Here is a 25,275-nt window from a genome sequence, read left to right as displayed (position 1 = left end):
GCCAGGCCTCGGCCTGGCAGGGCGCCGCTCCAACGGTCAGGGCTTGTAGACCTTGTGGACGGACGCGACTTCATCCGAGCGGATCTTGTGCCAGCCGTGCTTCCAGGTCACCCAGCGGTTGTCGAAGGTGGACTGGATGAACACCTTCATCTTGCGGTTGGTCGGTACGTAGATTCCGTCCACGTCGCCCCAGCCCTCGGTGTTCTTTCCGGCCCCCAGGCGCCGTGCGTGCCCGCTGGGATCGGCCCAGTCCATGGTCACGGTGATCGTACGGTCGGTCCTGTTGTAGACGGTGCCGCAGATGACGATGAGTTCGCAGCCGTCACGTACCTGAAGGTCACCGGTGGACACTCCGTTGGTCTCCACGGCCGCGAGGCCTGCGGCACCCGAGGCGCCCGAGGCACTCGCCTCGTCGGCCAGCGCGGTCCCGGTACCGGCCGCGATACCACCGGTCGCAAGCAACGTGACCGCGACGGTGCGGGCCGTGATCTTCCTCAATGACATCCGTATACCCCCGTTTCGTGTGCTCCTGTTGCCATTTCATGCTGCGTTCCGCGGGTGGTGGATCCAAGGAGTTTCGGCTCTGCCCGAAATCCGCGATCGCGCAGCTGCGCAGGGGACGGGCCCTGTGCGGCGCTCAACAGCCGCTCCACGACGGGGCGGTCAAGGCGTGCCCTCCAGATCGATGCCGACGGGGATGGCCGCATCGCCTGGTCGGTGCCAGGTGGTTGCCTTGGCGTTGCGCCCTCTGGCCAAGAACCCCGAGCGCGGCTTTGACTTGCCCGAACACGGCAACGGTCACATGAAGGGGCACGGACGTGCGCGCACGGGGCATCAACTACGACACAGGGTTCCTCCCAGGGGAAGAACTCTCCCGCAAGAGCTTCACCCCTGAGACGGTCCGGCACGACATGGCAGTGATCTCCGGGGACCTCCACTGCGACGCCGTTCGTATCTCCGGACGAGAGCCTGAACGGTTGAGCATCGCTGCCCGACACGCTGCGGACGCGGGCCTCGAGGTCTGGTTCGCCCCCTTCCCCGTGGACCTTCCCCACGACCAGTTGCTCCCGTTCTTCGCCGACTGCGCCGCTCGGGCCGAAGCCGTACGGGCGGCCGGCACCGATGTGGTGTTTGTCGCCGGCTGCGAGATCAGCGCTTTCTGCGGCGGCTTCCTCCCGGGCGACACCTACGGCGACCGCATGCGGACCATGGCTTCCGCCGACATGGAGTGGTGGTCCTCCCTCGGACCGGTGCAAGAACGCCTCAACGACTTCCTCTCCCAGATCGCCGCGACCGTCCGTACGCACTTCGGCGGGCAGGTCACCTACGCCTCGGCCCCCTGGGAGTTCGTCGACTGGAGTGTGTTCGACCTCGTCGGCATCGATGCCTACCGGGCCGCCTACAACGCCGAGACCTTCCGGGACGAACTGCGTGGGCACCTCGCCCACGGCAAGCCCGTCGCGGTGACCGAGTACGGAACCTGCGCGTACCAGGGCGCGGGAGAACGTGGCGGCATGGCCTGGCAGGTGCCCGACGACGCGGTCCCGGACGAGGACGAGCAGGCGCGCTACTTCGCCGAACTGCTGGACATCTTCGAGGAGGAAGGCGTGGACACCGCGCTCTGGTTCACCTTCGCCGGTTACAGCAGGCCCGGGGAGCAGGACCTCGGCTCCTACGGCGTCGTCCGGATGCTCGACGAGAGGCGCTGGGAACCGAAGAAGGCATTCCACGCGATGGCAGCCAGATACCGACGCAGTTGACCGGCCAAGACCTCCAGCCCCTGGCAGCGACCCGCACGAGCAGGCCTGATGCGCTAGGGCCTGTCTCTCCGATCACGAGAGCCGGACCGGGCCGGGGCCACCCGGCCCCAGCCGTGCTCAACCGATCGACGACATAGGTCGGGTTCGTCTCCTGCGCTGGTGAACAGTGCGGTCAGCATGGGTACGCCGTGAGCAAGTGCCTGGTCCGGCAGGGGGCCTGTGGCGACCAGTGAGGCGAGTCCGTGGCCGATGGCCCAGCTCTGTGTCGCCAGTTCCAGCGGGTCGACCTCGTTGCGGAAGCGGCCGTCCGCCTTGGCCTGGTCGATGGCACGGACGAGTCGGTGCAGGGTTTCATCCGCGGCACCGGTGTCTTCGAGGTCGAAGCCCGCGTCGAACATGACGCGGTAGAGATCGGGGTTCTCCATGGCATTGGCCAGGTAGGCGGCCCCCAGTGCGGCGAGGTCTCGTACCGGGTCCGCGGACGTCTTGACGACCGCGAGTCGGGCGGCAAGGCGTGTGAAGCCTTCCTGGCGCAGTGCCTTCCACAGGCCGTCCATGCCGCCGAAGTAGGTGTAAACGGCCATCGTTGACACGCCGGTTCCGGCAACCAGGGTGCGGAGTGTCACCGGTTGCCTCGTCCGCAGCATCTGTGCGGCCCGGTCGAGCAGCAGGGAGCGGACCGCTGGATCTTTCGTCCTCGCCATGACCCCACAATACATAGCATCGCTATGCTTTCATGGGGTGCCGATCTCGCTGCGCCTGAAGCCAATGCGCCTGACGCCAATCTGCCTTACGCCAAGAGGAAGAGGCCGTTCATGTCCGTCATGCTGGTCAATCCCGAGGGGTTGCCGAAGCCCGATGTCTACCGGCAACTGTCGGTCGCCACCGGATCGAAGCTGGTGTTCCTCGCGGGGCAGGTTGCCCGCGATGCCGAGGGCCGGCCCGTGGGGGAGGGGGACTTCGCCGCTCAGGTCGAGCAGTGCTATCTCAATGTCGCCACCGCTCTGGCCGGGATCGGCGGCTCCTTCGATGACGTGGCGAAGCTGACCGTCTATGTCGTCGACTGGAGTCCCGAGAAGATGCCGCTGCTGGGTGAGGGCGTGGGCCGGGCGGCAGCGAAACTCGGCATCGATCCGGTCAAGCCGATCACCCTGCTGGGCGTTGCGGCACTGGGGGAACCGGACCTCCTGGTCGAAGTCGAAGCCACTGCGGTCATCGAATAACCACCCGAGCCCAGCCCTTCCCAAGGGGGCCGCCGAAGGCCAGTGCGGCTGCCTGCTTCTCCGATCGTGATCGGAGAAGCAGGCCCTAATGCGCGGCCCGCAGCCGGTAGGCGTATGTGTACGTCCGCCCCGCATGCAGCAGATACGGCTCCAGCGGCGGCGCCCCCCATGAGTCGTTGCCTCCGACGCCCATCTGCCGGTGGTTGATCCCGAGCACGGTCTCCTCGCGCCGCTTCACCTCGTACGGATGCCGTGGCCCGTCCAGGTCGGACGGTGTGTGATGCAGGGCGCTGAGCTCCAGGAAGGGTTCGCCGTCCGCGGGATCGGCCAGTACCGTGATTCCGGAGCCTGACCGGTCGGTGAGCGTGAGGTGCCGCACGTCGGTCATGTTGCCGGTCTGCTGCGGCCGTACGTACGGGGCCAGCTGCTCGTCCACGGTCGAGCGGTAACGCCCCACGAAGGCGGACGACTTGCGGTCCTGGTAGTTCTCGTGCGGCCCCCTCCCGTACCAGTCGAGGCGCTCGAACCCGGCAGGGACGGTGACCAGCACGCCCACCAGCGGGATGTCCGGCAGCCCTGCCGCCGCCTCAAGGGTGTGCCGCACGCGCACCTCGCCGTCGCCGCGCACCGTGAAGACCGTGTGCCAGGTCGAGGAGCGCGGCGCGGTGGGCAGCGTGGTGGAGACCTCGACGGTGACCTCGCCGGCCGACGGCTGCGCGACCTTCACACCGGTGACCTGCGCCTTGGCGCCCGCCTCCTTCCAAGTGGCCGCCTGCTCCTGGTACTTGCGGCCGATGTCGTTGTCGGTGGGCGCGCGCCAGAAGTTGGGCACGGGGCCGCCCGCGAGCAGCGTCGTGCCCTTGATCCGGTATGTCTCCAGGGTGCCGGACGACTTGGAGAGCACGACCTCCACGTTCCGCCCCGAGATCCTCACCTGCCGCTCGTTCTCGGTGAGTTCGAGGGCGGGCAGCGAGCCGGGGCCGGGCTCGGCGGGCGCCGCGGCGTGCCAGTCCAGGCCGAGCTGCTCGGCGGCGACGGTGTGCCCGGCCTCGGCCCAGCCGGTCTTCTTCCGCAGCACGAGATCAACGTTCAGCCAGTACTCGGCGCCAGGGGTCAGGCGTCCGGGCTTCTGGTACGGGACGCGTACGTTCCCCGAGGCACCTGGTACCACGTCCGGCGCGGCCAGCGTCCCGTGCTGGATCTCCTCGCCGTCGCGCGTGACGGTCCAGTGCAGTTCGTACGCGTCCAGGGAGCTGAAGAGGTGCTTGTTGGTGACCCGCACGGAGCCGACGCCGAGATCGCCCGCGGCGAAGGACACCGGCTGGTAGACCTTCTTGATCTCAAGGAGGCCGGGGTGTGGCGCACGAGTGGAGGCGACGAGGCCGTTGCAGCTGAAGTTGCCGTCGGTCGGGTAGCCGGGCTTCCAGTCGCCGCCGTACGACAGATAGGTGTGTCGGCGGTCGCCGGGGATCGGCCGCCGGATGTTCTGGTCGACCCAGTCCCAGACGAAGCCGCCGTGCAGGTTCGGGTACTTCTCGAAGATCTCCCAGTACTCGGGCAGGTTGCCGTTGCTGTTGCCCATGGCGTGGGTGTACTCGCACAGCATGAACGGCTTGAGGTCACCGGACTTGCCGTACTTCTCCACGTCGGCGGGCTTGGTGTACATCTCGCTGTGTACGTCGGCGACGGAGTTCATGCCTTCGTAGTGCACGGGCCGCGAGTCGTCACGGGCGCGCACCCAGTCCGCCATCACCTTGAAGTTGTCGCCCTGGCCCGCTTCGTTGCCGAGCGACCAGGCGATCACGCACGCGTGGTTCTTGTCCCGCTCGACCATCGAGCGGAGCCGGTCCACACAGGCGTCGGTCCACTCGGGCAGCGAGCCGGGCAGCCGGTCGCGCACGCCGTGCGTCTCCAGGTTCGTCTCGTCGATGACGTACAGGCCGTACTCGTCGCAGAGCTCCAGCCAGCGCGGGTGGTTGGGGTAGTGCGAGGTGCGTACGGCGTTGATGTTGTGCCGCTTCATCAGGAGCACGTCCTGGAGCATCACCGACTCCGGGACGGCCTGGCCGTGGTCGGGGTGGGACTCGTGGCGGTTGGTGCCGCGGAACATGACGTGCTTGCCGTTGACCGTCCAGGTGCCGGGGCCGAAGTCGACCTGGCGGAACCCCACACGGGTGCGCTGGACGTCGGCCGTGCGGCCCGAGCCGTCGATGAGGGTGAGCACGAGCGTGTAGAGGTGGGGCTGCTCGGCGGACCAGAGTGCGGGCGCCTCGACGTCGGCCTTGAGGGTGAGCGGCTGGTCGAAGACGGGCTCGCCGGTCAGCTTGGCACCGGGCACAGGCCTGCCCGCGGCGTCGTGCAGCACGGCCTCGATCCGGTAGCGCCCCGCTCCGGCCGCGCCGCTCCGATTGCGTACGACCGTCGTCACGGACAGAACCGCGTCCCGGTACGCTCCGTCGAGATCGGTCCGTACGGCGAGGTCGTGCACATGCACCTCGGGGACGGAGTACACGTACACGTCCCGGAAGATCCCGGACAGGTCGATCATGTCCTGATCCTCCAGCCAGCTGCCGTCGGACCACCGATAGACCTCAACGGCAAGGGAGTTGTCGCCCGGCCGCAGATACGTGGTGATGTCGAACTCGGCCGGGGTGTAACTGTCCTCGCTGTAGCCGACCTTCTTGCCGTTGACCCAGACGAAGAACGCGGACTTCACGCCCTGGAAGGAGATCAGCGTGCGCCGCCCCTTCCACCCGCGCGGCACGGTGAAGGTCCGGCGGTAGGAGCCGACCGGATTGAAGTCCTTGGGGACGTCGGGGAAGTCGGGCGTCTCGTACCCCTCCCACGGATATCTGATGTTGAGGTAGATCGGCTCCGGATACCCCTCGATCTCCCAGTTGGAGGGCACGGTGATCCGGTCCCATCGGGTGTCGTCGTACTCGTCGGCCTCGAAGCCGACCGGGCGCTGTTCCGGATTCCGGGCCCAGTGGAAGGCCCAACGCCCGTTCAGGGAGCGGTAGTAGGGCGACCTCGTGAGATCGCCGCGCAGGGCCTCGGAGGCGGAGGCATACGGCACGAGCCGGGCACGGGCGGGCTCCCTGTTGACCTGGAAGACGCGGGGGTCGGCGTTCCACTCGGGGCTCTTGGAACCCGCCGCCCCGTCGGCGCCCTCGGCCGCTGACGAGGCGAAGGCCTGCTTCTGCGCGGCGAAAGCGGCCCAGCCTGCCAGTGCGGTCCCGGTGGCGAGGAAGGACCGGCGGCTCGGTCGGTAGGTGCTCATACGGCAACTCCGAACGTAAGGCAACAAGAATCATCAGCATCCGACGCGACCACTCAGAAAGCAAGGGTCACGCGCGGCCAGGTAGTTGTACCGAATCTCTGTCGCCCCATGGCGGGCGCAGCCGGAGCCGGCTGGCCCTGGCCGCCAGTCGCCCGTCTTCTGGGAACCGCCCTCGCGCCTACCGCAGCGGGCGTCTGAAGCGCGCCCTGGCGACGGACAGCTCATATGTACACCGAGAACGGTCATTCAGACGGGGGAGGAGGGGGCGGAGAGTGAGGCGGAGGTGGATGCAGGGGGCGTTGTACTCGGCGGTGGAACAGGACTGACGGGAACAGGAAGCTGATAGCTCCTCCGCCGATACCGCCAACCCGCGCGGACAACGGAACATCCCAGCCGATCCCCGAGCCGAACAGCTTCGGCAGTCCTGTCACCAGGCAGCCGAACCCGCCCATGAGGAACGCTCCGTGCCGACGGCGACGCAGGCTGGACCAGTTCCAATTCCATTGCACAGCAGCACCCTCCTCACTCTCCAATGAGCGCCTGCGAGAGTCGTCTCGCAGGCCCTCGCCGCATCGTGCGGCGCTACCTCCCCTGAGGGATCGGATGGGGGAAGGGCCCGGTGCGCGGGTCCACAGCGGGTGGGCAGGTGGTAGAGACCGGTCGATTCCTGGTCGCCGACTGCGAACCCGATACGGGATGCTATTCCGGCTGCGACGCAGTGACGTGGGGCCAGTACCGCCAGACGAAATGCCCCAACACCACAGTCGTCGGCTTCGCAGCACGTCAGCCCTTCGAGCCGTCGTTTCGCCCGCGGTTCAACATGAACACGGCTGCCCCTGCGAGGATCAACGCTGCGACCAACAGAGCGTTCCGTGCATCGCCAAGGAGCGCGCCCGCGAGGAGCAGCATCAACCCACCCGCCAAAGCCACCGCGAGGCCGATGCGCTCTCTGCGTCCTCTTCGTGGGGTTGGCGCCGTGCCGACCAGAATCTTGTGGGGGAGAGCAGAAGTTACAGCAAAGGCGACGGCAGCAGCCGCAGAGAGAGCCGTAGGGGCCCAGCTGGAATCCCCGGACGATTCAAGGATGGCCATGGTTGCCATCAAGCCCGCGGCAACCAGCAGGAAAGAACGACCGACTGCGATCACATCTTCACTCCGTAGACACTTGAGGCGACCTGCTGACGTCAGCCCATGCGCCGCCGGAGGTGACCTTGGCGTAGAGGAGTTGAGCGCCCATGGCCCAGTCCGGCCAACCCCACAGGCGGAAGTATCAGGGACAGCGGTGTTCACCACTCAGTTGCTGTAGAGGTTTCTCGTCGACCGGTGGTCGGCCCATACCCGCCCGGTCGAGAGACGGCCGTCAAAGGCGATGTCGAACGCGTTCATCGCCTCCACCAGCGATGGTGAACAGCCCCCACCTGGTCCTCGGTCGGGCAGCCCTGCTTGACCAGGCGTTCGAGCTTCACCCGCATTCTTTCCACCGGCCGGTGCTCTATCTCCCAGCCGACCGCCTCCCAGCCCGCCTTGGCCCGCAGCGGTCGCCGCGCCGAGGCCAAGGCGAGGACCGCGTCCTCGTCCGCCGCCTCGGCCAGTACCCCGCCCTCCGCCCGTGTCACCGGCGCCTCCGCGGCGAGCTCGCCCTCCAGCGCGGCGATCCGGCTCTGCAGATCCTCCACCCTCGCCCACGCTGCCGATGCGCCGATGCCCTCGCCCGCACCTTCTCCACCAGGGACGCCATGACTGCCTCCCACTCCGAGGTAAAGGCCGTCAATGCGCCCTGCAGCGCGGCGAGTTGACGGACGTCTCACCCCCTACTGCAGGAGGCGATCAGGAATCAGGTCAGGTGGATCGAGCCCGGCACCGCCATAGCCACACTCTGTGACGAAATAGGCTCTCGGCCATGACGATCGACTCCGACCACGATGACTTCAAACACTGGCAGCAGTGCACCGACGTGTACGACTTCCTCCACCAGATCCGTCTCCGCCCCGGCCTGTGGCTGCGTAAGGAATCACTGCACGACCTACAGTCCATCCTCGTGGGCTATCGCGTCGCGCTCGGCGTGCACGACGTCGAGGAGCCCTTCCCGTTCTGGCCCGAGAACGCCTTCACCGACTGGCTGCACGAGCAGAAGGGGATGTCCAGCTCGCTGGGCTGGGCTGCGGAGATAACACGCACCACACCTGACGGCGCCACCCCACTCAGCGAGTTCTTCCGCCTCCTCGACGCCTATCGCGCCCAGAACGACCAGCAGCCAAGCGGGTAGCGATCTCCTTGAACGCGGGAAGCGATCTTCAACAGGCTGAGTTACACCAGATCAGCACCACTCAAGAACAGTCGGAGGTCCGGAAGACCGCCGAGGCCGTGGTGGTGGAGTTCACCAGCGCCCGGCTGCTGACCGCCGACGTCGAGCATGTGGAGATCAGTCATGAGGCGCTGCTTGGCGCCTGGCCCCGGCTGCGGGAAGGGAGCTGCTTCGTCGCAGTCTTCGTCGCTGGGAAGTTCGTTGTGGACGGGGATCGTCGTGGGCGGGGATCACTGCGGGCAGCGGTTCGGACACCATGTGGGCACACCTGGCCAGCTCCCCGCCCCGCCCCCAGGGGTGAGAAGGTGTCGCCATCCGTCGCCGCCGCCAGGGCGGGCCGGGCCGTCCGCTGGCAGCTGAACTCGGCGGACGAGCGCCGAGTTCGGGACAGTTACCGCCCCCGGACGGTGTAGGTCAAATGCGTCACCCTCGGGGAGGGCTCCGCGCGGACCGGCTCCAGGGCCACGCGGCCTGCGTCCACACCCTCGAACAGGCGGATTCCGGCGCCGAACAGCACGGGTGACAGCGCGATCGAAAACTCGTCGACCAGGCCCGCGTTCACGTACTCCAGGATCGTCGCGCCGCCGCCCGCGATACGGACGTCGCGGTCGCCGGCGGCCTCGCGGGCCTGGTCGAGGGCGGACTCGATGCCGTCGTTGACGAAGTGGAAGGTGGTCCCGCCCGGCCGCTCCCAGGGGTCACGCTTCTCGTGTGTCACGACGAAGACCGGCGTGTGGAACGGCGCGTCCTCCGGCCACATCTGCTCGCCGGCGTCGAACATGCGCTTGCCCATCACGCTCGCGCCGGTGCGCTCGAACGTCTCCCGCACGATGTCGTTGTCGCGCCCCTCTTCGCCGCCCTCGCCGAGCTTCAGGTTCTCCCGGAAGAACCGCTGCGGGAAGACCCACTGCTGCAGTTCCATCCACTGCTGCTTCATCAATTCCTCGGGGCTCTCGGGAGCGATGAACCCGTCCAGCGACATCGACACGCTGAAGAACACTTTCCCGGCCATCAGCCCTCCGCTCCTTCCCGAACGATCTCGGTGACGTACGTAGCCAGGTTGCTCAGGGTCTGTCGGCCGGCCTCGATCGCGTGGTACTTCTCGACCGCCTCGTCGCGCAGTTCTTTGGTGGGGAACACCGTGCGCATCTCGACCCGGGTCGCCGCACCGTCGGGCTCGAACGTGAGGACCGACTCGAAGGCGTTCGGGTCGTCGCGGGTCTCGCCGTGGAGCATCGCGATCCGTTCCGGCGGGGCGAGCTCGGTCCAGGTGATCCACTCCTGGTAGTCCGTCCCGTCCGGTCCGTGCATCACGAAGTCCCACTCCCCGCCGACGCGGAACTCGAACGCCCGCGTCGTGGTGGTGAACCCCTCCGGTCCCCACCACCGTGACAGATGCCGCACCTCGGTGAACGCCTCGAACACCAGCTCCCGTGGGGCGCTGATGGCCCGCGAGATCACGATTTCGCGGTCGGCCGTCACGGACTGCGCCGACGCCTTCCGTCCTGTCGCTGCCATCCGTCACTCCTCCTGTTGTGCCTGCTTGAGGTCCTGCACGTACTCGTCGAGGCGGTCGAAGCTCTCGTTCCAGAACCGCTCGAACCCGCCGGTCCACTCGTGGACCGGTCGCAGCCCGTGGGCATCAAGGCCGTACAGGCGCTGCTTGCCTGCCTTGCGGTCCCGCACCAGCCCGACCTCCCGGAGCACCCGCAGGTGTTTGGACGCCCCCGGCTGGGTCATCCCCAACTCCTGGGCCAACTCGGTCACCGGCCGCTCACCCGCCCGCAGCAGCATCAGGATCTCCCGGCGCTGCGGCTCGGCGATTGCGTTGAAGACGTCCGACGTCGTCGCTGCTCGTGCCATGGAAGCCATCGTATTCCCATATCGGCATGCGTCAAGCCGGGGGAATCAAGGGGGTCTTGCCGAACGCGCCGAGTAGGGGATTCACGAAGACATGCGCGAGAACGGCACCGCGCAGATGGTGAAGCTCTTCATCGGAACGCCCAAGTCCACACAGGCGATCTCGTGGTGGGGCTGCGCTGCGGCCAGTGGGTCAGGGGCGACGAGCAGGGCGTGAACCGGGCATCTTCTGTGTATGGCCGGGGGCGTTGAGGGGCGAGCGGGTGTGGGGGAGACGTTCACTGGCCCGAGGGCGGGGCGGTCTGTGGTGCCTGCCGCAGCCGGAACGGGTCCTGCTGGTGGCCGTGTACTGCTGCTCGAACCTCCACGACGTCGCCCACCAATAGGTCCGCGCCCGTGTGGAGCAGATCCTCCGCGACTGTCGGCAACGCGGCAACGGCCTCCGTCAGCCACGCCACCGTCCACAGAGCCGACGAGATCTTGGCCGAGGGGAACGCCAAGGTCACCCGTCCCGTGCTCCGTACGCCGGGAGCGGTCCCACGCGACGAGACGATCGCGGACTTGCGCAAAAGGAGAAGGCGTCCGCACAGGGGCAGCGCCCGACCGCCCACTGCTCTTGCTCAGGGGAGATCCACATGCCGGTGCCGGGGATTGGGCGCCAGAAGTGCAGGCTGCTGCGCGACCATCTCCTGCAGGAATGATTGCCTACGCTTCGAGGCGCTCTCTATCTTGAGTTCACCAACGTGGTTGGGGGGACTACCTATGGTGAACGGCACAGGCGAGGGTCGGAGCCATGAGGACCGAAGAGTCATTCGTCGACGTGCACTCACGATCACCAGCAGAACCTGCTATGCGTGTGCGGCCGTTCTTGCTCTTGCCACGCTTCTTGTAGTTCCTGTCATCTCCCTGACCACACCTGAGCCAAGACCCGGTGTGCACACGGGGCAGCCCTCGTTCTTCGAAGTCTTTCTGCTGGACCACGCGTTCGCAGCCCTGTCCCTGGCCATGTTCTGGCTGGGCGCGCGCACCGACCCGCACTACGCCTCCCTCCGGCTCGCCGGCAGAGTCGCCCCCGTGCCCCTCCCGAGGAGGAAGAATCTCCCGCCCGGCGGCATGCCGCTGAGGATTGCGGGGGGCGCCCTGATCTGGCTCAGCGTCTGCCTCATGATCATGGGATTCCAGATGTCCTTGGTCGCTTTGCACACGACCTTCGTATGGCTGGTCTCCCTCGGCCTGGCGTTCTGCGCTTTCCCGGTCTTCTTCGGAGGATGGGCGGTGCTCGACGCAGCCAAACGCCCAAGGAAGGCCGTATCGCGAGCGGCCGCTCTGTCCGGCTGGACGTTGCATGCGGTCTGCTGGATTTCCAGAGTGCTGGGCGCCGCCGTAGCCGCCCTCTATGTGATCTCGACTGTGATCACCTGGATTCAACCAGACGCTGACCGCCCCTCGTTCCTCATCGCTCTTGCCTTCTACCTGTCGATCGCGGTCGCCGGGATGATGCTCTTCCGTCTCGGGACGATCGCAAGGAATGCCGCCAGGCGTCGTTCCGGGCTGGCGACACCGCTGGCCCCGAAGCCCCTGTCCGGGACCCGACGGTTCCGGGCAGGGTTCCTCCAGGTCACAAGCGTCGTGGTGGGGGTGATCGGCATCTCTGTGGCCTTGGGGGGCCTACGTCTCACCCTGGGGGACCTGGCGAGGTTGGCATCCTCCTCGCGTGACCGTTCCTCGCCTCAGACCTTGCTTCTCGACATCGCCCTCGCGTGCCTTGGCAGCGCGGTCGTCTGGACGGCAGTGGCCGCTCGGCGCGCTGCCCGGCGATCACCCGGTCCGGACGCACAGGGGGTCAGCCGGGCGCCCCTCCCGCGAAGGCGTCGGATTCACGGCTGGGCGCTGCGGATCATTGGCTGGGCGATGCGTCTCGGGGGCGCCGTGATCCTCATTCTCACGGTCCTGGGAGTGAGGTCGGTGGGCGACATCCCGGAATGGCCCGGGTACCACGGGCCGCCCTGGTATGTCCTCCTCGCTGTCTTCCTCATAGCCGGAATCGCCGGTGCCGCACTCATCCGATTCGCTTCCATCCCGGCGATGACAGGGAATCGGTATCTGGCCAACATCATCACTTCGCCGACCGACATATCCGAAGGGTCGTACGTCCTCTATCTCCGCCCGTTCTCTCAGGACACCGGCGCCTCTGCACTCACGCCGCGTCACCGGAACCTGAACTTCTTCAACAACCCCGCCACGTGGATCGCGCAGTCGAACCGCAGTCACGAAGAGCGCCTCAGCGCCCTGTTCGCCGAATTCGGGCCGCTGCTGGCAGTCGGCAGCCCAGGAGAGCAGGTGCCGGGTGGTGCAGGCGCGTCGCGCATGTATCTGCCGCTGGATGACTGGAAGGGCACGGTCGGCAGGCTCATCGAGAACGCGGCGCTGATCGTCCTCGGAACCGGCCCCGGGCCGGGAACGCTGTGGGAGTACACCGAGGTGCTCCGCCGCAGTCATCCCAGGCGACTCGTCCTCCTGGTGACGGACCCCATCGAGTACCGGCGTTTCAAGGCATCGAGCATCGCAGAGGCGGAAGGCGTGTTGTACGAACTCAAGGGCCGCTACGGCGACTCGTGGGACACTCCGCTCCTGCCTGAGTTGCCGGACTACACCACTTCTCCCACCGACCGGGCGTTCTGGTTCAAGTCCATGGTCTACTTCACCGAAGACTGCGAGCCGCACATGGCTTCCCTGGACACCTCTGCGGTGAGCGGAAATTTCCAGATGGACAACGCAGTCGCCAAGAGGCACCTGAAACCCCTCTTGGAGCAGTTACGCAACAGCGGACCAGCCGGATCGTCCACAGTGCCGAGGCAGAAGTGACGGCTGAGCATTCACGACAGGGCGCGGCACCTCGCAGCGCAGGAAGCCACTGCCGCCCACGATCAGAATGCTCACGATCCGCCACGTCAGGGCCCCGCGTTCGCCACGTCGGCTCCTGCCTTGACCCCAACGCTCAACTGGGCTGCTTGGCCGTCACTTCAGAAGAACGGGACGCCATCGTGAGCACGATGCCGCCCGTTCCGTCTTGTCGATCGTCGCGGCGGCCGGGCAGCTCCGGGCGGTGGTCCGCAGGTGGAAGACAGCCCAGGCACTAGCGGTCCGCGCCTTTACACCCGCTTCGATCCTGAAACACGCGGTGGCGAGTCCTCGGCCCTGTCGTGGGGAGTGCCGGTCCTGTCCATCTGCCTCCAGGCCGGGAAGATCACCGGGCACAGCGTGGCGAGCAGATACACACCGCCAACCGTCAGCAGCGTGGAGGGCGGGCCGGCCGAATCCACGAGGAAGCCCGCAGCGAGTCCGCCCGCCGGAGTGACCAGCTGGACCGCGGCTGTCGTCGCACTCAGCACGCGGCTGCGCAGTGCTTCCGGCACCGTCTCGTACGTCACTGTGGCCGTGATGGGGTTGAGCACACCGCAGGCGAGGCCCTCAATCGCCATGGTCACGGCCAGTGGCGTGAAGGTATCGGTGAAGGCGGCTACCACGAATCGCGGCAGGCCCACGACGAGAAACGCGATCGTGAACACTGGCCACCGTCGAAAGCGGCTGCCCACCGCCCCGTAGGCCAGCGCCCCCGCGAGTGCGCAGATCCCGAATGCCGCGTTCAGCAGACCGAGATCGATGGAACCATCAAGCTCCTCACGGGCATGCACGGGCAGGAGCACGGCACTCCACCCCTGGTCGAGCCCTCTGGTGACCAGCGTCATCAGGCACGGGCTCAGCAACAACGGCGTGGCCGCCACGAAGCGATAGCCTTCCGCGAGTTCATGACGGTAGGCACTCAACGATGCTGGCTCGGCCTGCCGTTGGGCCTGTGCCTCAGGCAGGGCGCGCACACCGAACGCGAACAGCGGTGCGGCTACAGCGAAGGTCGCGGCATCCACCAACAGGACGTTCTCGGCACCGAGTACGGCAATCAGCACACCTCCGAGAGCGGATCCCGTCAGCGCCGCACAGCGCGCCGCACCGTCGTACAGCCCGGCAGCCCTGGCCAGCGGCATTCCGGCGCGTTCGGCGAGCGTGGGCAACAGCACGCCGCGGGCCGTTTCCCCCGGCGAACGGAACAGCCCTGTCATCGCCATGAGCCCGCACAGCATCCAGAACTGCAGCATGCCGGCGAACTGCAGCAGCGGGATCGCCGCAACGGCGGCTCCGCAGGCGAGATCCGAGGTGACGCTCACCCGCCGTCGCCCGATCCGGTCGATGACCGGACCACCGACGAGCGCAGCGAGCACCACGGGCAGCAGCGTGCAGAACGCGACGGTCCCCACCTTGGCGGCACTGCCCGTGCTCTGCAGCACGAACCACGGCACACCCATGTACGTGAGGCAATTCCCAGTGGTCGAAAGGAGGTTGGCGGAAAGAACCGCTGTCAGAGGACGGCGATCACCCGTCAAGAAGTCTTCAGGCACTACGGTGGTCTCCCATAAGGGAAAGCGCCCACCGCGAACGAAACAGTCAGCCGGCGGGCGAAGCGAAGTGGTCAGCGTCTGGCGCGCACAGCGAGGCGCACCGCGATGCGGTGTTCACAAGCAGCGCCTCCAACACTTCGCCGGGATGACCACCCGGCACCTTCACGCATAGTCCCCTCGGGCACCGGCCCTCCGCAACGACGATCCTTTCGTGGCGGGTGGCTTGTCCAGGGAGTCGTCCGAGCTGAGCAGAGGAAGGCAGCACCTGCTGACGGCCTGGATCCGGGGCGACGCCGGCCTTGAGTGGTCCCGGTCTTGGAACATTCACCGATGGGTCACACCACGCAGGCTGGAAAACGATCAAACCTGAGCGTGGGAACTGCCACGGACTCGCAGCCATGTGCGCTCCCAAGGTTGGGCGCCGGACCGCGCAGGACCGGTTGCGGGTACCGCATCGTCCTCGGCCCCAAGGCGATCACTTCATCCACGGTGCTAGTCCACGCTGACGACTCGCCACTCGCCGCTCCGCTCAGTTACCAGGAACTGCCTGAAGTCAAAGGGATACGCGGGCAGGTTGACGGGGATCAGCGGGTCTTTTCTCCTGGGGGTGACGTGCTGCTCGGTCAGCTCTTCCGTAGCTATGGAGTCACGCTGGTTGCTGGTGAGGGGGCGTGCCAGGGAGGCGACGGCTGCAGGGCAGCCGGGCACGCCTGGCGGGCGGCCAAGGCTGTGGCGGCGGGTCTGGTCAGCACAGCGCACGCCGCTGGGCCGTCCCCTCGTCCGAGTGCATGCATCAGGTCGGTGGCGGTCCGCGCGACCGCAGCCTGACCGACCGCGAACCGCAGCCCCGGAGCGCCGAAAGGGACAAGTTCACGAGAAGGGCAGCGACAGAAGGGCGACTCAGGAGGCGGACGGCCCGATCTCACCCGCAAAGACGATGACCTGGTCGATGAGGCTCCGCCGCAGATGGACGACGTCCGTTCCCGCCAGGCGGGGGCCTCCATCCGGCGTGGTGAAGACCCACTGGTACCGGGCCCACTCGTCAGGCATGTCCACCGCTGAGCAGCGCACCATCGTGCCGGTCCCCGCCGGGTGGCGCCGGATGTCCAGCACGAACCGCTCGACCGCCGCGATTCCTTCGCTGCGGCCCAACGGCCCCCAGAAGACCACGTCTGAGGTCAGGGCCTGGGAGAGCAGGGCAGTCACATAGCTGTCTTCCGAGGCGTTAAACGCGGAGATGAACGTGTCGATCGCGGAGCGTGCCGTCTCTTCCTGCATGCTCCAGTAATACCAGCCGTTGCGTGTGCGCTCGTCCCGCGAGGTGCCTCCGATCACGGTTGACCATCCCGGTCACAGCACTAGGGGGTGTCCGATGGGTCCTGGTGACTGTGGGGGTGGTTGATCGTTGAGAAGGACGTGGGGCGTGGCGACTTAACAGATGGCGAGTGGGGTCGGCTGATGCCGCATCTTCCGAAGAACGCGGGGAAGGGAGGGCGTTGGAAGTGTCACCGCATGGTGATTAACGGCATCCTATTCCGGCTGCGTACCGGCGTCCCATGGCGAGATCTGCCAACGCGGTTTGGAGAGTGGAAAACCGTTCACGACAGGCATCGCAGGTGGTCGGCGGACGGCACGTGGGAGAAGACATTACGGGCGGTCCAGGCAGATGCCGATGCGGAAGGCCGGATTGATTGGAGCGTGGTGAGCGTTGACTCGACCACTTGTCGCGCTCACAAACACGCAGCCGGGGCACTTCGAGGTGTTCCGCGAGTTCCAGGGCGCCGGCGGCGCCCGATTCAGCATCGGCCGGACGAGGCGCTCGGACGCTCACGCGGGGGGTTCACATCCAAGATCCACCTGGCAAGAGAGGGCGGATTGCGCCCGCTCGCTTTCGTGATCACGCCGGGGCAGTGGGGCGATGCGCCACGAATGATCGAGGTCCTCGACCGGATCCGCGTGCCGCGGCCGAGCGGCGGGCATCCGCGCACTCGGCTGGACCACGTGTGCGCCGACCGTGCCTACAGCTCCTGCCGAAACCGCCGCTACCTGCGCCGCCGACAGATCAAGCACACCATTCCGGAACCCGCCAACCAGCGGGCCAACCGCCAACGCCGTGGCAGCGCAGGTGGCCGACCCACAGGCTTCGACCGAGAGGTCTACCGGAGACGGAATGAGGCGGAGCGGGCGATCAATCGACTTAAGAGCTTCCGGGCCGTCGCAACACGCTACGACAAGAGGGCCTACGTGTTCCACGGGATGGTCACGGTCACTGCGATCTGGCTATGGATCCACCCATGAACAACCCTACATCGCGTACTTGCGGGTCCACTCGCGAGCCTCGGCGTCGTAGGCCGAGCGGTCCGAACGGAAGAGCGCGACGACGTCCGGCGGAGCAAAGGCCTTCCCCGGGTCGGGCTCGGATAGCAAGTTCCTGATCTCCAGCAATACCCTGACTGCAGTCATTGCGGGGTCCCACGCCCCACGAAGCAGGGGCAGCCCGACGGCGCCGTTGGCATTGACATTGACGTGGTAGATCCGTGTCTCGAACAAGAGCTTGGGCGGCAGGGACGGGTATTCGGTAGGAAATCTAATAAACTGGAAGAAGGTTCCCCCCTCGTAGGGAGTCCCCGGCGGCCCGATGATGCGCCCTTGCCAGTGGAACATGTCCTGACCAACACAGCCAGCCAAAATCCCATCTGGTGGATCGGCGCTCAGGTCCCGCAGCTCTCTGGTAATTCGCTTCAAAGCCTTCAACCGTCAGCTCCCATCTGAACCTCGCAGCCAACTGCCACAGCGCCAACGGTAAGTACAACGAACGTCCACCAGACGCGTCACGCGACCCATCGGACAGGCCCTAGGCATGTCCCCGCATTTTGGTGTCGTTGAGGGGGAGACGTGAAGCGTGTGAGAACTGCGGCCCTGTGCACAGTGATCGCGGCCGCGGCACTGGCGGCATGCGCAGCTGACGATGGGTCCTCGAGCTTGGACACCCCCGAGATCGTCGCGGGCCCACCGCCCCCAGAAGCGGGGCAGCAAGAGCTACCGCTGCATGACATCGAAGCCATCGACCCAAGACTTGTCGCTGATGAGGAGCGGGCTGTCGACAACGCCGGATGGGTCTGCCTGGGCGTCACCCAGGGTTCCGTCCCTGAAGAGGTCAGAAGCGAGGCTGCTCGCAGATTCGCTGTAGCTGACGACCAGGCAGGCCTCATCGTGCGGTCGATCAAGACCACGTTCTGCGGCGGATAACAAGGAAGCTCACCACGCACCCTGCTCACACAACAGCGCGAACACCATGGACGTTGAGTGAACTTACGGGGCAACCCTATGTTGGAAAGGCCGGAAAGGGGCGAGGAAGCGGATCGCCTTGTCGCCGCGCATCTGCTGGCGTAGGGGCCAATCCTGGACGAAGCCCATGCCCGGTGGTTCCTCACTCAGATCGCAGTGGTCGCCCCCCGACCTCGACGAGGATTGGTGGCGGCTCGCGGCCAGTATCGGGCACCCGGACGTGACGGGCTGGCCGATGGAGCTGGCCGGAGGAACTAACTCGTGGCGCCATACGGCAACGATCGCGTCGGCCGGGCACTGACTGGAGGCCCGCGGGTGCCGAACTCCTGAACACGGTCCTGGCAGCAGACGAGTCGCCCGCGGCACGGTACGACGCTCTGCGCACCCTGGCTCGGCGGGGGACCGACGGGCGCGGCAGGCGGCGCAGGCAGTGTTGGATGAGCTGCTCGAAGAGCGCGACCGCCTTGGCCGCGAGTCAGCGATCGCAGCCCTCAAGGAGGTGTACCGAGCCTGGGAGTTGGAGCGCATTCTCCGGGACCGGTCCTCCCGCACACGGGACCGGTCCTCCCGCACAGACGGGTCGATGGACTTCACCGCGCTGTCGCTGCTGGCTCCCTCCTGGCCGGTGACGCCACTGGCGTCGCCGACGCCATCGAAGCCCAGGCCGTTCAGGCCCAGTTGAGCGACGACCAGCGACGCGGTGCCGACAGCAGCGTCAACTACCTCTATATGAACGCCGCGTTGATGCAGTACGGCCAGGCTCTCGCCGCCGGCTGGCCGATCGCCACCGGCGTGATCGAGGGAGCGTGTCGCCATCTCATCGTCGATCGCCTCGATGTGACCGGATCGAGGTGGGGCCTTGAGGGTGCCGAAGCCGTCCTCACACACGTCGGGCCACCGCTGCCAACAGGCACCTCGAGACGTACTGGCGATTCCATATCGCCCAGGAACACCAACGTCTCTATCCCACCCCAAAAGAGCCGGACCCTGCCTTTCAGGGCGTGAAGGGCCTGCGGTCACGTCTCTGTGCTCTCGTCGGCCCAGCAACCGCAGGCGATGAAGGCCTGCACGGTGGGGTTCCAGCGGAGTCACCTGGAGAGACAAGCCCCGTCTCGTAGGCGAGGACGACGGCTTGGGCTCGGTCGCGCAGGGCGAGTTTGGAGAAGATCCGGGCCACATGGGTCTTCACCGTCGCCTCACTGAGCGTCAGTGTCTGCGCCAGTTCGCTGTTGGACAGGCCCCGGCCCATGAGCGTCAGCACCTCGCGCTCCCGCTGCGTTAGAGCGGCCAGGTCACGGTGAACGGCCGGGGTCCCGGGCCCGTCGGCGCTGGCGGAGGTGCTGCGTCGGTGTTCGCCTCCGGCACCATTTCGTTGTCCATGGCCATCCCCGGCGCGGATCTGATGTTCGCCTCCGGCAAAACGCTCCACCAGGCGGCGGGTGATCGAGGGGGCGAGCAGTGCGTCGCCGGTCTTGACCAGACGTACGGCGGAGGCGAGGTGTTCGGGGGTGACGTCCTTGAGGAGGAAGCCGCTGGCACCGGCGGCGAGGGCGGCATAGACGTAGTGGTCGAGGTCGAAGGTGGTCAGCATGATCACCCGGCAGTCCGGGACCTGCGCGAGTACGCGGCGGGCTGCCTCCAGACCGTCCATGGCGGGCATCCTGATATCCATCAGTACGACGTCGGGCCGCAGCCCGCGCGCCGCTGCTACTGCCTCCGCCCCGTCGGCGGCCTCGCCCACAACGTCGATTCCACGGGCGGTCAGGATCAGTCGGAAGCCGGTGCGGACGAGTTCCTGGTCGTCGGCGACGACGACGCGAGGGGCGGGTTCAGTGGACGTCATGGGCGGTCCAGGGGGATCCGGGCGCGGACACGGTAGCCGCCGCCGAGGCGGCGGCGGGCGTCCAAGTCACCGCCGTAGACGGCGACTCGCTCCCGCAGCCCGAGCAAGCCGCGTCTGGCCCCGTCCGCCTGATCGGTGGCCGGGCCGCTCGCTGATGCGGAGTCGCCGTCCGTCAGGACGCTCGGCCCGCTGTTCAGTACCTCGACCCGCAGGCAGTGATCCGCGTACCGCACCGTCACCTCGGCCTTCGTCGTGTTCCCGTGTTTGAGGGCGTTGGTCAGCGCCTCCTGGATGATCCGGTAGGCGGTGACATCGATTCCGCCCGGCAGCGGGCGTGGCTCCCCTGAGATGCGTACGTCAACGGGCAGGCCCGCGAAGGCGAACCGGTCGATCAGCGGACTGAGCCTGCTCAGGCTCGGTTGTGGCGACAGAGCTGTGCCGTAGGGCTCGTCGTCGCCGTTCTGTGCGGGGGCGAGCAGGCCGAGCAGGTGCCGTAGCTCGGTCATCGTGTTCCGTCCGGCGCTCTCGACCGCGTTCATCGCGGCCGCGGCCTCGTCCGGCATGGTGGCAAGGACCTCGCGGGCGGCACCGGCCTGGACGACCATGAGGCTCACGTTGTGGCTGACGATGTCGTGGAGGTCCGCCGCGATCCGGGCTCGCTCGTCGTCGACAGCGGTCCGTGCCGCGCTCTCCCGCTCCCGCTCAAGCAGCCAGCCGCGCTCCTCGATGGCAGATCGGTGGCGCCGCCGCAGCCGGACGAGGGCCACGCCCAGCCAGCCCGCGCCAGTGCACGCCGCCGCCAACGCGATGACCAGCCATCCCACCCCTGAACTCCACACTCCGTCATACTCGCAGCTCAGCACGGTGATCCGCATCATTCCCAGGGTCCAGTCCTGTACATCCCCGGGATGACGGACCCGTACGGTTACATCCGGGGAGGGACGCCGCCCCGTCCCCCCGATTCTTAGGTTCGTGCCATGACCAATGATCTCGAGAGTTCGCAACAAGTCGTCGTGCGCCTTGACGGCATACACAAGGAATACGGCGACGCCAAGGCCCTGGACGGCATGTCCCTGGAGATCCGCGCGGGGGACGCGGTCGCGGTGATGGGGCCCTCCGGCTGCGGCAAGTCCACTCTGCTCAACATGGTCGCGGGCCTGGACCGGCCGACATCCGGCACCGTCGAGGTCCACGGCCAGGACCTCGGCAAGCTGAACGAGACCGACCTTGCCCTGTTCCGGCGGCGGCACATCGGCATGATCTTCCAGTTCTTCAACCTCATTGACGACCTCCCGGCGCTTGACAACGTGGCGCTGGCCGCTCAGCTGACCGGGACCCCGGCCCGGCAGGCGCGCCGTCGTGCGCTGGAACTCCTCGACGAACTCGGCGTCGCCGACCGCAAGGACACCTATCCGGCCGCGCTGAGCGGTGGGGAGCGCCAGCGGGTCGCCGTGGCCAGGGCGCTGATGAACCGTCCGGCCCTGCTCCTTGCCGACGAGCCGACCGGCGCCCTGGACAGCCGCTCGGGCGAGCAGGTGATGGACCTGCTGATCGACCTCAACCAGATCGGCCAGACCCTTTTGATCGTCACCCATGACCCGCATCTGGCCACCCGCTGCGCCAGCCGTCTGATCGAAGTGGCCGACGGCCGGGTGGCCCGCGAGAGCGCGCTGGAGCCGACCGCGTGAGCGCCGTCTGGTCGGCCTCGCGCGCGATCGTGAAGCGCCGCAAGGTCCAGACGGCCGTCATCGGGCTGGTCGTGCTGTGCTCCACTACGACCATCCTGCTCGCCCTTGCACTGCTGAGCGCCACCTCGGGGCCCTTCGAGCGGGCCTTCGGCCAACAGCGCGGCGCCCATGTGGTGGCGGCCTTCGACCGATCGAAGGTTTCGGACACCCAACTGGCGCGCACAGCCGGGCGACCGGGTGTCCAGGCCGCAGCGGGGCCGTACCTCCAGGCCGCCGCCGACGTACCCAAGCAGTGGAAGTGGGTCTCCTCCGGCCCCCTGACGGTGGTGGGCCGCTCCGAACCGGCGGGCACCGTGGACCGCATCCGCCTCCTGGAGGGCCGCTGGGCCACCAAGCCCGGTGAGATCGTCGTCAATTGGGACGGCCGAGACTCACCCGGCCCGATCGAACCGGGGACGAAGTTCACCGTGCGCGGTGCCCCGGCACTCACGGTCGTCGGCTACGCCAGCAGCATGAGCAAGTCCGCCGACGCCTGGGTCGCACCTGAGCAGATGGCCGCGCTGCATCCGTCGTCCGTCCAGATGCTCTACCGCTTCGCCCAGTCCTCCACCGACGGGGAGATCCGCGACGGCCTGTCGAAGGCCACCGCGGGGCTTCCCAAGGGCTCGCTGACCACCACGCAGTCCTACCTGTCGCTCAAGCGAGCCTTCTCCGCGGGGGCCGACACCTACCTCCCGTTCCTGACCGCCTTCGGCATCCTCGGCCTCCTGGTCTCCACCCTGATCGTCGCGAACGTGGTCAGCGGGGTGGTCGTCTCCGGGTACCGGCACATCGGGGTGCTCAAGGCGCTGGGCTTCACGCCGAACCAGGTGGTCGCGGTCTACCTCACGATGGTCTCCGTACCCGCGGTGGCCGGCAGTGTCGTCGGCACCCTGATTGGTGACGTGCTGTCGCAGCCCATCCTGCGGGACGCGTTCAGCGGAATCGAGACCGGCAGCGCCACCATCGGCGTCAGCACCTGGGTGTACGCCGTCTGCCTGCTGGGCACGCCCGCCCTCGTCGTCCTCGCCGCGCTGGTCCCCGCGCTCCGCGCGCACCGGCTCTCCGCGGCCCGGGCGATCAGCGCGGGCAACGCGCCACGGATCGGGCGCGGGCTGCGGATCCAGCGGGGGCTCGGCGGCACCCGGCTGCCGCGTGCTGTGAGCCTGGGCCTGGGCCAGCCCTTCGCCCGACCCGGCCGCACCCTTATGACGATGGCGGCCATCGTCCTCGGCGTCACGACCGTGACTTTGACGACCGGTCTGACCAGCACCATGGTCGCGTTCGGGAAACACGGCCAGAACAACGGCTCCGCCTGGGTGAACGTGGAGGCGGGCAGGCCCGGGCTCGGCCAGAAGGCCCCGAAACTGAGCGACCGCCAGATCGAGGCACGGCTGCGGTCCCTTCCCGGAGCGGACCTGGTGACTGCCCGCGCCCTCACCATGGTGCGCCTGGCCGGGTACTCGCAGCCCGCCGTCGCGAACTTCCACCGCGGGGACACTCAGATGTACGACTCCGAGGTCGTCAAGGGGCACTGGCCGCACGGACCGGGCGAGGCCGCGGCCGCGCCGGCCTTCCTGAACCAGCATGGGCTCGCAGTCGGCGACCGGATCACCTTGCATCTGAACGGCAGGCAGGCACGCGTCACCGTCGTCGGTGAACTCATTGAAGGCCACGCCGAGGCCGTGGAATCCACCTGGCAGACCCTGGCCGAGCTCGACCCGGACCTGCCAGCCATCCTGTACACGGCCGAACTCGCCGACGGCGCCGACGCCGAGGAGTACGCCACAGCGGTCAAGGCGTCCGACCCGGGCCTCTATCTGATGCCCGGCGCCTCGGCGAACACCACCGCCGCGACCGTCATCAGCGTCTCGGCGGCGTTCACCGTGCTACTGACCATCGTCGCGGCTCTGGGTGTCTTCAACACGGTTCTGCTGAACACCCGGGAACGCCGCCGCGACCTGGGCATGCTCAAGTCGATCGGCATGACACCGCGCCAAGTCACCGTGATGACCGTGACGTCCGTGGCGGGATTGGGCGCGGTCGGCGGGTTGCTGGGGATACCCCTCGGGATCGCCGCGCATCGGCTGCTCGTGGACCACGTCGGACAGGTCGCGTTCCCGGAGTCCATGAAGGCCGTCTGGCACGCCCCGCAGTTGGCCCTCCTGGTCCTTGCCGGGGTCGCGATCGCCGTCCTCGGCTCGCTGATCCCGGCCCGCTCGGCGGCGCGGCTGACGATCGCCAAGGTGCTGCACAACGAGTAGGCCGCCCGTACTCCCGGCGCACACCCCGGCCGCCCGTCGCTGCTGTGCGTGCCTGTTGAGGGAAAGCCGAGGGGGCGGTGCCGCAGTGCAGTGCGGCACCGCCCCCTCACGGCAACGTCTGCTGGGAGGGGGCTCCGAGTACCCAGTACAGACACCCTCGGACGAGGCATCTCCGAGATTCGTCACGTTCAGTTTCATGTCGGTTGGTTCGCCGTTCGTTACTGACTGCGGTATGGCAGGGCGATGTTGGAATGTCGAGGGCGACTACGGCGAGGTTGGCCAGGCTGCGTATGACGTGCGCCCATGCGCCCTCCACCGGATTCAGCTGAGGCGAGTAGGCGGGCAGCAGGAACACGGTCAGCCACGCACGCCGGTCGATCAACTCCCGCATCCTGCGGGAGACGTGGGTGTTGTGCCGGTCCCACACCAGTACGATCGGCGCCTTGACGAGCTGGTGGACACCGGCGATCAGCGCGATGAAGTCGCATTCGCCCATACTGCGGCGCTGGCCCTTGCCCACCGGGTGGGAGAGCAGGGTGGCACAGCCGGGTGCGCGAGCCAGGCCGCATGGCGATCAGTCCGGCCACCGACAGCCGTCCCGATCTGCATCCGCTCACCGGCACGACCGGCGTGATGCCACGCCGGCCCCAGGAACGCCCCCTGGGCGGACGGCGGGTGAAGCCTGCCTCATCCTCGAAGCAGATGTAGCCCCCGCAGGCCGCCCGGGCTCATTCACCTCCGCCCAGGTCGCCTCCTTCCATACCGCAACGGCCTGCTCGTCGCGTTCGGCCACCCGCCGGTCGGGCACCTGCGGGGAGAAACCGAGCCGGTGCAATGGAGTGGCCCGCGGGAGTCGAGCGGCCGGTCTGCGTAGGTGTCCTCCGCACTATCCGCTGTCGCCTTGGACGATCGTCTTGCCGGGAGCGGATTGTCCAGTTGGTTCCCGATCAAGCGGTCGAGGACGGGCCAGGCCACCCCGGTGGTCGCAGTCAGCGGTGGCGAACATGTGAACGTGGCGGCGGCGAAGGGCTGCTGGCCAGGTTCGTGAAACCCCGTACTGGCTTCCGTCGTGCGCGGCAGGATGTGCGCATGCCATCCAGGATCAAGTTCAGTGGCGCCGAGAAGGATATGACTCTCGACGAGCTTGAGGACGCCATCCAGCACGCGCGTAACGCCGGGGCCAAGGGAGACCGGTATGTGTACGCGCTCCTCAGCACTAGGGGGTGTCTTTCCGATCATCGGATCGTTGGGTTCGGTGTGAGGGATGCAGC

General features: G+C 67.4%; 24 protein-coding genes and 1 pseudogene. 9 read left to right on the top strand and 16 right to left on the bottom strand.

Going from position 1 to position 25,275, the window contains the following annotated elements; genetic code table 11:
- Positions 1–36: 36 nt before the first annotated feature.
- Positions 37–504 (bottom strand): hypothetical protein, encoded by a 468-nt coding sequence (locus ACFWZ2_RS41085; protein WP_384554855.1) that lies wholly within the window; start codon positions 502–504, stop codon positions 37–39.
- Positions 505–818: 314 nt separating this feature from the next.
- Here ACFWZ2_RS41085 and ACFWZ2_RS41080 point away from each other — a divergent pair, with 314 nt between their 5' ends.
- The gene (locus ACFWZ2_RS41080) at positions 819–1,760 is read left to right on the top strand and encodes a hypothetical protein (RefSeq protein ID WP_384554853.1); all 942 of its coding nucleotides are present in this window, start codon (positions 819–821) and stop codon (positions 1,758–1,760) included.
- 53 nt (positions 1,761–1,813) lie between these two features.
- Here the strand turns inward: ACFWZ2_RS41080 and ACFWZ2_RS41075 are convergent, their stop codons facing one another.
- Complete coding sequence (locus ACFWZ2_RS41075) at positions 1,814–2,464, bottom strand: TetR/AcrR family transcriptional regulator (protein WP_384554851.1); 651 nt, start codon at positions 2,462–2,464, stop codon at positions 1,814–1,816.
- A 111-nt stretch (positions 2,465–2,575) separates the two neighbouring features.
- On the opposite strand from ACFWZ2_RS41075, the gene ACFWZ2_RS41070 reads away from it, so the two are divergent.
- Positions 2,576–2,983: a RidA family protein gene (locus ACFWZ2_RS41070; protein ID WP_384554849.1), complete on the top strand. Its 408-nt coding sequence runs from the start codon at positions 2,576–2,578 to the stop codon at positions 2,981–2,983.
- A gap of 85 nt (positions 2,984–3,068) precedes the next feature.
- Here the strand turns inward: ACFWZ2_RS41070 and ACFWZ2_RS41065 are convergent, their stop codons facing one another.
- The 3 genes from ACFWZ2_RS41065 to ACFWZ2_RS41055 form a co-directional block, all read right to left on the bottom strand.
- Entirely contained in the window at positions 3,069–6,263 is a 3,195-nt protein-coding gene (locus tag ACFWZ2_RS41065; protein ID WP_384554847.1) for a glycoside hydrolase family 2 TIM barrel-domain containing protein, read from the bottom strand.
- A 783-nt stretch (positions 6,264–7,046) separates the two neighbouring features.
- Entirely contained in the window at positions 7,047–7,409 is a 363-nt protein-coding gene (locus ACFWZ2_RS41060; protein ID WP_384554845.1) for a hypothetical protein, read from the bottom strand.
- 236 nt (positions 7,410–7,645) lie between these two features.
- A complete protein-coding gene (locus tag ACFWZ2_RS41055; RefSeq protein WP_384554844.1) occupies positions 7,646–7,939 on the bottom strand; it encodes a hypothetical protein in 294 nt (97 codons plus the stop codon).
- Between the two features lie 224 nt (positions 7,940–8,163).
- Between ACFWZ2_RS41055 and ACFWZ2_RS41050 the strand changes: the two genes are divergently transcribed.
- Both ACFWZ2_RS41050 and ACFWZ2_RS41045 read left to right on the top strand, forming a co-directional pair.
- Positions 8,164–8,529, top strand: coding sequence for a hypothetical protein (locus tag ACFWZ2_RS41050; RefSeq protein WP_384554842.1), 366 nt, complete (start codon positions 8,164–8,166; stop codon positions 8,527–8,529).
- A gap of 20 nt (positions 8,530–8,549) precedes the next feature.
- Positions 8,550–8,729 (top strand): annotated as a pseudogene (locus ACFWZ2_RS41045) (hypothetical protein); the annotation flags it as partial.
- A 230-nt stretch (positions 8,730–8,959) separates the two neighbouring features.
- Here ACFWZ2_RS41045 and ACFWZ2_RS41040 read toward each other — a convergent pair.
- The 4 genes from ACFWZ2_RS41040 to ACFWZ2_RS41025 all read right to left on the bottom strand — a co-directional run bounded on the left by ACFWZ2_RS41040 (position 8,960) and on the right by ACFWZ2_RS41025 (position 10,934).
- Positions 8,960–9,580, bottom strand: a complete 621-nt coding sequence (locus ACFWZ2_RS41040) for a dihydrofolate reductase family protein (RefSeq protein WP_384554841.1) — start codon at positions 9,578–9,580, stop codon at positions 8,960–8,962.
- A complete protein-coding gene (locus tag ACFWZ2_RS41035; RefSeq protein WP_384554839.1) occupies positions 9,580–10,086 on the bottom strand; it encodes an SRPBCC family protein in 507 nt (168 codons plus the stop codon). The genes ACFWZ2_RS41040 and ACFWZ2_RS41035 overlap by 1 nt, the downstream gene beginning before the upstream one ends.
- Positions 10,087–10,089: 3 nt before the next feature.
- Positions 10,090–10,431: an ArsR/SmtB family transcription factor gene (locus ACFWZ2_RS41030; protein WP_384554837.1), complete on the bottom strand. Its 342-nt coding sequence runs from the start codon at positions 10,429–10,431 to the stop codon at positions 10,090–10,092.
- 275 nt (positions 10,432–10,706) lie between these two features.
- Positions 10,707–10,934 (bottom strand): hypothetical protein, encoded by a 228-nt coding sequence (locus tag ACFWZ2_RS41025; RefSeq protein WP_384554835.1) that lies wholly within the window; start codon positions 10,932–10,934, stop codon positions 10,707–10,709.
- Between the two features lie 427 nt (positions 10,935–11,361).
- Between ACFWZ2_RS41025 and ACFWZ2_RS41020 the strand changes: the two genes are divergently transcribed.
- A complete protein-coding gene (locus ACFWZ2_RS41020; RefSeq protein ID WP_384554833.1) occupies positions 11,362–13,293 on the top strand; it encodes a hypothetical protein in 1,932 nt (643 codons plus the stop codon).
- Between the two features lie 287 nt (positions 13,294–13,580).
- Here ACFWZ2_RS41020 and ACFWZ2_RS41015 read toward each other — a convergent pair whose 3' ends face one another.
- Both ACFWZ2_RS41015 and ACFWZ2_RS41010 read right to left on the bottom strand, forming a co-directional pair.
- The gene (locus ACFWZ2_RS41015) at positions 13,581–14,882 is read right to left on the bottom strand and encodes an MFS transporter (protein ID WP_384554832.1); all 1,302 of its coding nucleotides are present in this window, start codon (positions 14,880–14,882) and stop codon (positions 13,581–13,583) included.
- A 900-nt stretch (positions 14,883–15,782) separates the two neighbouring features.
- A complete protein-coding gene (locus ACFWZ2_RS41010) occupies positions 15,783–16,160 on the bottom strand; it encodes a nuclear transport factor 2 family protein (RefSeq protein ID WP_384554859.1) in 378 nt (125 codons plus the stop codon).
- Positions 16,161–16,298: 138 nt separating this feature from the next.
- On the opposite strand from ACFWZ2_RS41010, the gene ACFWZ2_RS41005 reads away from it, so the two are divergent.
- Positions 16,299–17,180: an IS5 family transposase gene (locus ACFWZ2_RS41005; protein ID WP_384554857.1), complete on the top strand. Its 882-nt coding sequence runs from the start codon at positions 16,299–16,301 to the stop codon at positions 17,178–17,180.
- 6 nt (positions 17,181–17,186) lie between these two features.
- On the opposite strand, the gene ACFWZ2_RS41000 is transcribed toward ACFWZ2_RS41005, so the two are convergent.
- The 3 genes from ACFWZ2_RS41000 to ACFWZ2_RS40990 all read right to left on the bottom strand — a co-directional run bounded on the left by ACFWZ2_RS41000 (position 17,187) and on the right by ACFWZ2_RS40990 (position 20,837).
- Complete coding sequence (locus ACFWZ2_RS41000) at positions 17,187–17,636, bottom strand: ubiquitin-conjugating enzyme E2 (protein WP_384554830.1); 450 nt, start codon at positions 17,634–17,636, stop codon at positions 17,187–17,189.
- A gap of 1,528 nt (positions 17,637–19,164) precedes the next feature.
- Positions 19,165–20,013, bottom strand: coding sequence for a response regulator (locus ACFWZ2_RS40995; protein ID WP_384554828.1), 849 nt, complete (start codon positions 20,011–20,013; stop codon positions 19,165–19,167).
- Positions 20,010–20,837: a sensor histidine kinase gene (locus tag ACFWZ2_RS40990; RefSeq protein WP_384554826.1), complete on the bottom strand. Its 828-nt coding sequence runs from the start codon at positions 20,835–20,837 to the stop codon at positions 20,010–20,012. The genes ACFWZ2_RS40995 and ACFWZ2_RS40990 overlap by 4 nt, the downstream gene beginning before the upstream one ends.
- Positions 20,838–20,990: 153 nt before the next feature.
- Between ACFWZ2_RS40990 and ACFWZ2_RS40985 the strand changes: the two genes are divergently transcribed.
- Positions 20,991–21,701, top strand: coding sequence for an ABC transporter ATP-binding protein (locus ACFWZ2_RS40985; RefSeq protein WP_384554824.1), 711 nt, complete (start codon positions 20,991–20,993; stop codon positions 21,699–21,701).
- Complete coding sequence (locus ACFWZ2_RS40980) at positions 21,698–24,004, top strand: ABC transporter permease (protein ID WP_384554822.1); 2,307 nt, start codon at positions 21,698–21,700, stop codon at positions 24,002–24,004. The genes ACFWZ2_RS40985 and ACFWZ2_RS40980 overlap by 4 nt, the downstream gene beginning before the upstream one ends.
- Before the next feature lie 106 nt (positions 24,005–24,110).
- Here ACFWZ2_RS40980 and ACFWZ2_RS40975 read toward each other — a convergent pair whose 3' ends face one another.
- On the bottom strand, positions 24,111–24,524 hold the full coding sequence (locus tag ACFWZ2_RS40975; protein WP_384554820.1) for a transposase: 414 nt from the start codon (positions 24,522–24,524) through the stop codon (positions 24,111–24,113).
- A 93-nt stretch (positions 24,525–24,617) separates the two neighbouring features.
- Positions 24,618–24,812 carry a hypothetical protein gene (locus ACFWZ2_RS40970; RefSeq protein ID WP_384554818.1) on the bottom strand — a complete coding sequence of 65 codons (195 nt, stop codon included), beginning with the start codon at positions 24,810–24,812 and terminating at the stop codon, positions 24,618–24,620.
- 281 nt (positions 24,813–25,093) lie between these two features.
- Between ACFWZ2_RS40970 and ACFWZ2_RS40965 the strand changes: the two genes are divergently transcribed.
- The coding region (locus ACFWZ2_RS40965) for a hypothetical protein (RefSeq protein WP_384554816.1) at positions 25,094–25,275 on the top strand (182 nt) is incomplete at its 3' end.

Source organism: Streptomyces sp. NPDC059002 (assembly GCF_042740435.1).
In the GTDB taxonomy this organism is placed as follows: domain Bacteria; phylum Actinomycetota; class Actinomycetes; order Streptomycetales; family Streptomycetaceae; genus Streptomyces.
The sequence above is the reverse complement of the archived record's forward strand: the minus strand, read 5'-3'. Positions and strand labels throughout refer to the sequence as shown.